We start from the raw sequence: 7230 nt of genomic DNA on the forward strand, positions 1-7230 counted from the left end.
GGATTAATCGGGATAACTGGACCTACTGGTGCTACTGGGCCTAACGGGATAACTGGGCCTAACGGGATAACTGGACCTACCGGGAAAACTGGACCTACCGGGAATACTGGCCCTACCTGGAAAACTGGACCTACCGGGCAAACTGGACCTACTGGGCCTACTGGACCTACCGGGATAACTGGACCTACTGGTGCTACTGGGCCTACCGGGATAACTGGATCTACTGGTGCTACTGGGCCTACTGGTGCTACTGGGCCTACTGGTACTACTGGGCCTACCGGGATAACTGGACCTACTGGTGCTACTGGGCCTACCGGGATAACTGGACCTACTGGACTTACTGCATCTGGATTATCTCAATATGCTTATATCTTCAATACAGCAGCTCAAGTAGTTGCCTTAGAAGCACCTATTCTTTTTAATTCAAATGGGGTAATAACGTCTGGATTTACTTTTACCCCTGGAACTTCTCAGATGATGGTTACAAATGCCGGAGATTATAAAATTTCCTTTTCTGTATCAGGAGTTGAGCCTAATCAATTTGCACTATTTTTAAACGGGGTCCCCGTTACCAACTCCGTTTATGGATCAGGTGCAGGAACTCAACAAAACAATGGGCAAACAGTTCTTACTTTAGCCGCAGGTGATATTCTTACCCTTAATAATCATACGTCCGCTGCTGCAGTTACTTTGCAGACTTTAGCAGGTGGAACACAAACAAATATAAATGCTTCGATTGTAATTGAAAAATTAGATTAATTATTGCTTGAAGCTCTGGCAGTCAATAATCTAGAGGGGTTTCCTTTTTTCAACAAGTATTTAGCATTAGTGATTCATTGTCACATTAAGATTAAATGGTCATATATTATTTCGAACCAAGAAACTCTAATCTACTTTTCAACATTTCACTTTTCTCCTAAAGAGCACCGTAAGTAAGTGCTCTTTTTTAGTTTCCCTTATTCTACAAAATGAAGTTTTTATCATGAAACAAACCTTGAATGTTTATGTCACTTTTAGACATCCTAAAAATAGGAGGTGATATATATGAATAACTCTAAAAAAGAAAAAAATGATGTGACAAATAACAATGTGCTTGGTCTTGATTTAGATGAACAGACTATGAACGGATTATACGGAATGCCTGAAACTAATATCGAAGACAAAGATCACCTTAAAAAAAGCAATTCACCAAAAATCTAGTACATATTTACACATAACATCTTTCTGAGTAAGAGCACATTGCAAAAGTGCTCTTACTTTTCGAGGATTAGACCGTTGAGATAGGTAAGACTTTGAAGTTATCTCCATCTTTTCCCCCGCTTAACACTGTAGGTGCGATTTTCATGGCATACAGCGTCCCACCTTATTCTTCTATACTAAAGCAACTAGATTACAAACAATGTTATACTCACCAACGTATTAATTCCCCTTTCTTACGAAAGGTCACATCACCTTACTCGATCCTGTGAGTTACATCTAATTGATTTAGTTTTCAAAGAACAAGACTAGGGACTATCCCTCCACATTCGTTACATGCTTGGTCGGTACTATGTCCCCACCTTCAAAAGAATGGAGCAATTTCGGTTCGTTAGAACCTTATTATATGCATCTGTCCGCTAGTAGGTGCATTGCTGAGAGTTTCTTGCTTACCACGTTCCGATTGACTTAGCTATACATATATCCTTAGGTGCTTACTGTAAGCCTGTTATCTTTACATCCTCATCGTTAGATGTTCCGAATTTCATACTATCTAATCTTACTTCTCGGTAGATAACGCCGTCGTTGACGACATACACATTTCTGATGTATTAAACGTTTAGACCCGTACATTCGTAAGTTCATCAGTCTATTTGGACATTCTCACCATAGATATTTTATAGCATCCCGACCTATCCATTACTATATGATTTCTCACTTAGGTTTTGTCCAGCTGACTTCACCTATCTTCATACAATTTGTGACTACTATCACGCTTTGCATGTAGAAGTATCATATAAGTAGTTTCAGCTCAACCTGACGGCTTTCAGTCAATCAGTTGTTGTTATCAAATTGATGACCCTCCCATTTCGTGTTTACACACTTATAAGGAAACGTGTCGCGCAAAGGATTATTTTATTAAGGTTCTTCACAAACCATAACTTCGAATTCTTAGATCCAAAAGAACCTATAGACACCTTCACCATATACTAATTTAAATACTTCCTAAGTAAAGTAGGTGAAAACTTTGCCATCGATTCTTGGAAACCTTGTCGTTCAAAACAGTAACGGTTCTTTTAATTTAGGTGATTTTTATAATGTTTCTCCAAAAAACAATCAAAAATCTTACAATGGTTCTGGTTCATCAAATAATGCTTTTATTACCAATAACTTTAGCGGTGTTAGTGCAACAAACACATTTGATGCTGATGTTGCAGATCAAGATCAAGTTGTATCAAACTAAAATGATTCACTCCACTCTCTCCTGAATGAAATCCAATATTTCGTCAATATTGTAGATACATTAGTCTCCAATTCCCCTGGATATGAGCAGTTAGCTTTTGCTAGCTGCTCTTTTATTTTAGATTTCATCGTCACTCCTACTACGCATTTTCATATGTTATTGTGTAGCCGCATCTTTTCAGTTGTGGGCTCATTCATTTTATTTCTTAAAAACCTTCATGAAGTATCATGCACTACACACTCCGAGGAAGAGCGCTGTTCGAAGGCGCTCTTTTTATTTGTTACACACCTGAATATTCCTTAATATTAAACACATACTATACATGGGCGATAAGCTAGAACTCATTTAAGAATTCCTTCCCTTTCGCCGCTCCCCCTTCGGAGCGGTTCTGGTGCAAAAACTTCAAAATATCTAAAAAAAGGCTTTCAGACTTGGACATACTGATACTATTACTCTAAAAAGGATGTGAATGGTATGGAAAAGCAAAATCTATTCAAGTGGAAACATTATCAACCGGATATTATTTTATTAACCGTAGGATGGTACCTACGGTACAACCTCAGTTTTCGTGATTTAGTCGAAATGATGGAAGAATGCGGGCTATCCCTGGCTCATACAACTATCATGCGATGGGTTCATCAATATGGTCCCGAATTAGATAAGCGAGTACGACGTCATCTTAAGTCAACCAATGATTCTTGGCGAGTCAATGAGACCTATGTGAAAGTCAAAGGTCAATGGATGTACCTATATCGTGCTGTTGATTCAAAAGGATATACAATTGATTTTCATTTAAGCAAAACAAGAGATCATAGGTCTGCAAAGCGTTTTTTCAAGAAAGCTTTGCAGTCTTTTCATGTTTCAAAGCCCCGTGTGATTACAGTGGACAAAAACCCGGCCTATCCAAGAGTTGAAGACAGAGAAAAAGATGCCTGTGGGCATCCAAATAAGGCAGGTAAAATACCTTAATAACTTTGTAGAGCAAGATCATCGTTTTATTAAAAAGAGAGTTCGTTCAATGCTAGGATTGAACTCTTTTCGTACAGCTAAATTTATTCTTTCAGGAATAGAAGCGATGCATATCATTAAAAAAGGCCAACTTATTTTACGGGACAAGTCTGTCCAAAATGAAGTGAAGTTTATTCATCAACTATTCGGAATGGCTGCATAAGAATAGATTCCATTAGGAATCTATATACCTCTTTCAAATAAATACAATCTTTGCACCAGAACCCACTTTTCTATCACTATCCCCTGCTAATATAATAGAAGATTTATTTAAATGATATTATGATGAAGGGATAGCTATTAAGCTATCCCTCCTCTGCGTTTATTATTGTTACTTAATTAGAGAATCCCATTGATATTAGTGACAAAAATGTGATGTGATTTGCAATGTTTGCACCTCAAAAGGGAACCCGCTAGTACGTAACTGCCCTCTTTTTATTACTGATTTCTTTTAGAATATTTCAAAGGATTCTATTTCTCTCTCATTTGATTCTTCTGACATTTTTTGAACTTCTTGTTTTACCTGTTTTTCTTGTATTGATACCTGATTATTATCAGATGTCATTTTGTATCCAAAATAAATTACAAAAAACAACAAAATAATTATCCAAATACATATAAACACTTTATAAGAATTTTTCACTTTATATACCTCAATCACTCTATTTAAATCCATCTCGAGATTAATTTTTTAATGCTGTTATAATTACCAATCTCTTCATTTATTTCGATACACTCATATGCAAAAGTAGCTGTGCAGCAATTAAACTGAACCTTAAATATGTACTAAATTGTGTGGGGAAGGAAGTACATTTTATATAATCTCATTACCTAAAAACCCCTATATAGTTGGTATTCTTCTTCTTTTAAGACAGAAAGGATTTTTAATATAATGTATGAAGTTCTAACTCAGACTTCTTACTACACACACTCTTACGCACATAGAAATAACGCTTTTAGTATATGATTTGTAACAAAAAATAAATAACAAGAAAACAAAATGAAACAAAAGTCACATAAAGTAATAATTTTGTAACATCAATGTAACATATAAATTTTTAACATACAATAGTTTTTTACAGTATTTTTTATAAGCATATACTCATTGAACATCTGCCTTCCTTACAATATATCCCCAGATACTTTAAATACCATTGCTATCCTTTCGATGTATTTTTCAGGCTAGATACAGTTTTTTATTTACTACTATTCTTGAAACTACATTGGTTTGTGAGCTTTCTTTTCAACCTCTCATATTTGCAACATTGTCTTCTTCATATGTCACTTATTACATAATTCCTCTAAAAATATGTGTATCCTATGCTCTCTTATAGTATCTATGCACTACAACTCAATAAATAAGCACACCCTCTTCAATAGTAATCTCAAGATTCGTTCCGCTTTCATTTTCGTGCACTCTACTTTCACACAAAGGAGAATTGACAAATAAATAAGTGCTAATATAAGAAATATATATAATGCCATACTTCATCATTATTGTATGCTTGCTTGTTTCTTTCATCTTTCACAACAAATTCTATATGATAATAGGTGCACTTCTTCTATTCATGAAGTTTTTGATGTACCATTATGACTCTCTCAATTCTGTCAAAACAGTCACTTCTTTTTTTTATTTTTTCTTTCTCAAATAGTTCTGATTTTCCCATTGATTCTTTTACCATAAATGTATAACCGCCATAAGATTGTTTGGATTGTAGAGGTAAATCTTTATTTTCGATGACGGATTGTATATCAAATCGTTTTACACCAAAAAGTATACCTACTTCTGTTTCATCCATCATAGCTAAACAACACAGTGATACTGTCGCTCGTCTCTTTACTTTGGTTGCACAAGTCATCAGTGTATGAGCTAACTGAGCGGGACTAAGTTTTCTTCCAACTTCTGTACTAATAGGAACTGCACCTATAGCTGTAGTTCACTTACTTCCCTTAAACCGAATAAAAGCAAACGACTCTGTAAATGGATCTAGTCCATATTTTCTGCATACAAAATGGTAATATTGCCGCTTTTCTTCCTCTGTTAGCTGTGATAAATCACTATTTATTGCCAATCTACCTAATATAATTTGTATTTCCTCAACCACTGTTGGTCTTTCCTTCGTACTAGGTATAAAAGAGCGTTCTAATATATTCGGAAACTTATTGAGTTCTTGCTTTTGTTTCTTATAATAAGTGACAATTTTTCACTTTGAGCTGACCTTACATAAGGCGTGTCTTACTTGAGACAGAGTAACTTTGACTCCTTTGTTTAAAAGATAACTGTACAGCTTTCGATACCCCATTCACCCTTTTAAAAGTTTAAATTGCATGACAATATAAGCCGCTGTCTTTTTACGTCTTTTCTTATTTTCAGTAGGCTTACGATGAATAAAATCTATGTATATATAAAATAACCTTATATTTATTATGAGGAGCATTTATGGTTGCTGTTGCAAAGTTAAAAAAGCATACTCAGATTAATAAATGAATAATATTTCAAGTAATTGTTTTGGTGTATTTCATGCTGAAAAGCAGGAGCTTGATTAAAGATTTCTTCTCTGTTTTTATAGGCTCAAGTGCAAGGAACGGAGAAATTTATCGACATGAGGCATTACAATTGGCAAAAGGAAAATTTGTATGTTATCTGAGTGACGATGATTCATGGTTTCCTGATCACTTACAATACATGGAGCAAGCTTTATCCAAAGCAGATTTTGTACATAGCCGCTATATGGCTATTGTGAATAATTAACAAATGATGGCCATTCAGGGATCATTGGAGGAACTTGAGACTCGCGATCGTATGTTGAAAGAGTCATATAAATTTTAGTCCTACGATTGCTGGACACCGCATAGATACCTACCATCGTCTTCTTGAAGGATGGAGCCCTGGACCAGAGGATGTGTGGAGTGATCTTAATATGTGGCGAAAATTTCTAAAGCTAGATAATATAACTTTTCATTCAATACCAGCTGTAACTGCTCTTATTCTTCCTTCTCCCTTTAGAACTAACATGACATTACAAGAAAGAGAAGCATATTGATGTAACACCGCCTAATGCTTGTATCCAATTCCCTGCAATCACTAATTTTTTTTTCGTTTTGCCTTCAAAATCTATAATGAGTCCTGTTATAACCGTTACATTACCAATTGATTGGATTTTGTTACCAATCAATTCAAGGGATATTTCTCCTTGTCCATCAGCTTCCAGACCGTTCCCCGTTGCCTGTAATACATTTCCCCATACGCTCAAATCTTTTCTTAATTCGCAGTTCAATCTTTTTAAAGGCGTACTCCCAATCGCAGCAATAATTGTCCCTACTGCAACAAACCATGCGCCAACTATCTCCTTAATCGGATCATCCATTCTCAATCTACCCCGTCATTAATTTACTACTTACAGGATATGAATTGGAGCATCTTCATGTTAATAGCCTACTTTTCTCCCTCGTGAATAAAACTCAATATTTCGTCAATAATATAGACACATGGTTATCTTTCCTCTGTTTTTCTTGGGTGAGCAGTTAGCTTTTGCTAGCTGCTCTTTTAAATTTCCGTCTGTTACTTCTTCTGTCTTCTCTTTTTGCAATCCATATCGAATCCATCCAACCAATCCACACGGAAGACCATTCTTGCTTTTCTATAGTGAAGTTTCGATGTAATTTTCGCTTTCGGCTACGCGCTTTGAGTTTTTTAACGAATTCCCCGAAAGAATTCTCCTTCCTCAAGCGTGTGAAGGGCGTAGCCCAACGGTAGGTGGGAGATGAATTTCGGTTTGGCA

The 7230-nt window shown here is 35.8% G+C and carries 8 protein-coding genes and 2 pseudogenes; 5 read left to right on the forward strand and 5 right to left on the reverse strand.

All coding sequences use genetic code 11. The features are described from left to right. The 4 genes and pseudogenes from MR155_RS30295 to MR155_RS30310 form a co-directional block, all read left to right on the forward strand. On the forward strand, positions 1-759 hold a 759-nt coding region (locus tag MR155_RS30295; RefSeq protein WP_242312018.1), incomplete at its 5' end, for a BclA C-terminal domain-containing protein. A 285-nt stretch (positions 760-1044) separates the two neighbouring features. Continuing rightward, positions 1045-1200: a DUF4021 domain-containing protein gene (locus MR155_RS30300; protein WP_002204036.1), complete on the forward strand. Its 156-nt coding sequence runs from the start codon at positions 1045-1047 to the stop codon at positions 1198-1200. A gap of 1024 nt (positions 1201-2224) precedes the next feature. Continuing rightward, positions 2225-2440, forward strand: a complete 216-nt coding sequence (locus tag MR155_RS30305) for a spore germination protein (protein WP_002204037.1) — start codon at positions 2225-2227, stop codon at positions 2438-2440. A 474-nt stretch (positions 2441-2914) separates the two neighbouring features. Next, positions 2915-3611: pseudogene (locus MR155_RS30310) on the forward strand (IS6 family transposase). Between the two features lie 288 nt (positions 3612-3899). On the opposite strand, the gene MR155_RS30315 reads toward MR155_RS30310, so the two are convergent. From MR155_RS30315 to MR155_RS30325, 3 genes are all read right to left on the reverse strand, one after another. Beyond that, a complete protein-coding gene (locus MR155_RS30315; RefSeq protein ID WP_242312019.1) occupies positions 3900-4124 on the reverse strand; it encodes a hypothetical protein in 225 nt (74 codons plus the stop codon). An 886-nt stretch (positions 4125-5010) separates the two neighbouring features. Further along, positions 5011-5307, reverse strand: a complete 297-nt coding sequence (locus MR155_RS30320; RefSeq protein WP_002204051.1) for a hypothetical protein — start codon at positions 5305-5307, stop codon at positions 5011-5013. Between the two features lie 78 nt (positions 5308-5385). Next, entirely contained in the window at positions 5386-5553 is a 168-nt protein-coding gene (locus MR155_RS30325) for a hypothetical protein (RefSeq protein WP_154214060.1), read from the reverse strand. A gap of 434 nt (positions 5554-5987) precedes the next feature. On the opposite strand from MR155_RS30325, the gene MR155_RS30330 reads away from it, so the two are divergent. Further along, positions 5988-6200, forward strand: coding sequence for a glycosyltransferase family A protein (locus MR155_RS30330; protein ID WP_242312020.1), 213 nt, complete (start codon positions 5988-5990; stop codon positions 6198-6200). Between the two features lie 286 nt (positions 6201-6486). On the opposite strand, the pseudogene MR155_RS30335 reads toward MR155_RS30330, so the two are convergent. Continuing rightward, positions 6487-6816: pseudogene (locus MR155_RS30335) on the reverse strand (DUF6944 family repetitive protein); the annotation flags it as partial. Between the two features lie 157 nt (positions 6817-6973). After that, a partial coding sequence (locus tag MR155_RS30340) for a hypothetical protein (RefSeq protein ID WP_242312021.1) occupies positions 6974-7230 on the reverse strand: 257 nt, incomplete at its 5' end.

Source organism: Bacillus cereus group sp. BfR-BA-01331 (assembly GCF_022663915.1).
GTDB lineage: Bacteria > Bacillota > Bacilli > Bacillales > Bacillaceae_G > Bacillus_A > Bacillus_A mycoides.